The sequence below is a fragment of the Bradyrhizobium hipponense genome (genome assembly GCF_008123965.1).
Lineage (GTDB): Bacteria > Pseudomonadota > Alphaproteobacteria > Rhizobiales > Xanthobacteraceae > Bradyrhizobium > Bradyrhizobium hipponense.
This window is the reverse complement of sequence record NZ_VSTH01000304.1, coordinates 1-2,745: the sequence shown is the minus strand read 5'-3', so window position 1 is coordinate 2,745 and position 2,745 is coordinate 1. Positions and strand designations below refer to the sequence as shown.

General features: G+C 64.5%; 3 protein-coding genes and 1 pseudogene. All 4 read left to right on the top strand.

From position 1 onward, the window contains the following. Positions 1-164: pseudogene (locus FXV83_RS44840) on the top strand (methanethiol S-methyltransferase); the annotation flags it as partial. Next, positions 161-820: a helix-turn-helix transcriptional regulator gene (locus FXV83_RS42195; protein ID WP_235940630.1), complete on the top strand. Its 660-nt coding sequence runs from the start codon at positions 161-163 to the stop codon at positions 818-820. The pseudogene FXV83_RS44840 and the gene FXV83_RS42195, both read left to right, overlap by 4 nt. Next, positions 817-1,794, top strand: coding sequence for an NADPH:quinone oxidoreductase family protein (locus tag FXV83_RS42190; RefSeq protein WP_148745879.1), 978 nt, complete (start codon positions 817-819; stop codon positions 1,792-1,794). Before FXV83_RS42195 ends, FXV83_RS42190 begins: the two co-directional genes overlap by 4 nt. Before the next feature lie 28 nt (positions 1,795-1,822). Then, positions 1,823-2,572, top strand: a complete 750-nt coding sequence (locus FXV83_RS42185) for a hotdog family protein (protein WP_148745878.1) — start codon at positions 1,823-1,825, stop codon at positions 2,570-2,572. Positions 2,573-2,745 lie beyond the last annotated feature (173 nt).

Here is a 2,745-nt window from a genome sequence, read left to right as displayed (position 1 = left end):
AAGAAAACGCTGACCTAGTCGCACTGCAGTTCGAAGAACGCGATCTGATCGCCGAGTTCGGGGCGACCTACCAGAACTATCGCCGGCGCGTTCCCATGCTGGTGCCGCGTCTTTTCGGCCGCCGCCAGACGGACGATCGCCGGACCGTTGGAGCGCCGCGATGAACGCGCTGTTCCCTCTCCCCGGAATGTCCGTGGATGCCGCCACATTCGCCGATACGCTCGATGGACTCGACGTTGGCCTATATTTCGTTGCCTCGGACACGCGCCTTGTTCACGCCAATACGGCCGGCCAGGCCATTCTCGATGCGCGCGACATAATGCGTGAGATCCGCGGGCATCTTGTGGCCTGCGATCTCGCAGCCAACCAGGCCTTGCAGCGCCTGTTCGCAGCGGCCGCACAGGCCGGCGAAACTTCAGTGCCGATGATCGGGACCAATGGGCGGCGCTACGTCGCCCACGCCCTGCCGCTGACATCCGGCACACGCCGATGTGCAGATGTGGCCTGTAGCGCCGCAACAGCTTTGTTCGTTCGCCAGGTCGCGCTGACAATGCCGCCGCGTTCCGAAGTGATCGGCAAGGCATTCAGACTGACGCCGACCGAGTTGCGCGTGCTGCTCGCAATCGTCGAGCTCGGCGGCGTTCCCGAAGTGGCGGCGGCGCTCGGCGTCGCCGGCACAACGATCAAGACGCATGTCCGTCGCCTGTTTGAAAAGACCGGTGCCGCGCGACAGGCCGATTTCGTCAAGCTCGTCGCGGGATATGCGACACCGTTGAGAGAACCTGCCGAATATAGACAATCCGCTGGAGCGATACGATGAGAGCAGTTTTGTGCAGTTCGTTCACCGGACCGGGCGATTTGCGCCTCGGTGAGATCGATGAGCCGACACCGGCCAGTGACGAAATCCTCATCGACGTCCATGCGGCGTCCGTGAGTTTCATGGACCAGTTGCTGGTTTCCGGCCTCTACCAGATGCGGCCACCGACGCCCTTCGTGCCCGGCACGGAAGCATCCGGGATCGTCGTCGCAGTAGGCGACGAGGTCACGACATTCGCGCCCGGCGATCGCGTCGCGTGCAGCACCTGGATTGGCGGCTACGCTGAACGGATGACCGCCAAGGCATCGAAGAGCGTGCGTCTGCCCGATGGCGTCGCGTTCGAAGCGGCAGCAACGGTGCTGCACAATTACGGCACGGCCTATTACGCACTGGTCGAGCGGGCCCGGGTGCAACGCGGCGAAACCGTTTTCATCACGGGCGCCGCCGGCGGGGTCGGACTCGCCGCCGTCGATCTCGGCCGCCATCTGGGCCTGCGCGTCATCGCCGGTGTCGGCTCCGACGACAAGGCGGCGCTGGTGCGCGGCTATGGCGCCGCTGATGTCGTCAACTATCGTAGCGAAGACCTGCGCGACCGGATCAAATCGATCACATCAGGAGACGGCATCGATATCGGCTTTGACAATGTCGGCGGCGCGATTTTCGAGCAGATGGCGAGGCTGATGAAGTGGGGCGGACGGCTGATGCCGATCGGCTTCACCAGCGGCGAGATTCCACAGCTCCCGATGAACCTTCCGCTGCTGAAGAACTATTCCATCCTCGGTGTCTTCGTCGGCGCCTGGGCGGAGAAATTTTCCGCCGATGTCGCGCGTATGAACGTCACGCTGATGCAGTTGCTGGCGGACGGAAAAATCCGCCCGCGCATCGATCGCGTCCTTCCTTTGGAGGAGGCCGCAGACGCCATGCGCGCTGTGGCCAACCGAACGGTTCAGGGGCGAATTGTCCTCAATATCAGGTAAAGTGCACCGGGAAGAGAGAACAAGACCGATGACATCGATCATCATCGACAAACGCTTTTGCGGTCCTCCGAACTCCGGCAACGGCGGCTATGTCTGCGGCCGGCTCGCCCGCCACATTCCCGGGGCTGCGGAGGTGACGCTGCGCGCGCCGCCTCCCCTGGATACGCCACTTAATACGATCGCGACAGACGACGGCACATGGGAGCTTCGCGACGGCGCCAAGGTCGTCGCGACCGGGCGAGCGGCAAGCGTCGAGCTTGCGCACCTGGAGACGGCCAGCTTCGAGGAGGCGCGCGCGGCCGAATTGCTGACTCCGGTCAAGCCGCACGAGCATCCGCTGCCGACCTGTTTCGTCTGCGGTCCTGCAAGGGCCAAGGGCGACGGCCTGCGCATTTTCGCCGGCTCGCTCGGGCGTCGCAATGCCGTTCTCGCAGCGAGTTGGACGCCCGATCGAAATCTCGCCGCCGAGGACGGCCTGGTCGCCCCCGAATTCCTCTGGTCGGCCCTCGATTGCCCGACCGGCTTTGCCTGCAACTGCGATCCGCACAGCGGCAGTTTCGACACGACACCGCTGCTGCTGGGGCGGATGTCGGTACGGATCGAGGCCCGCCCGCGCCCCGGCGACCGCTGCATCATCACGGCCTGGCCCACCGGCCGCGACGGCCGCAAGCGCACGGCCGAGGCCGCAGGGCATGATGAGGCCGGGAGATTGTTCGCGGTGGCGAAGGCGACATGGATCGAGGTCGGCCGCGAGGTACAACTCGGCCGCACGTCGTAGGGTGGATTCGGCCGAGGCTGCGCAAAGCGCAGTCCGCTGGCGTAATCCACCATTTTGGTCGCCGCACGAGAAGTGGTGGGTTACGCTGGCGCTAACCCACAAAACCGATCTCGTAGGGTGGGCAAAAGCGCGAAGCGCCGTGCCCACCATCTCTGGTCCTCCGTGAAGAATTC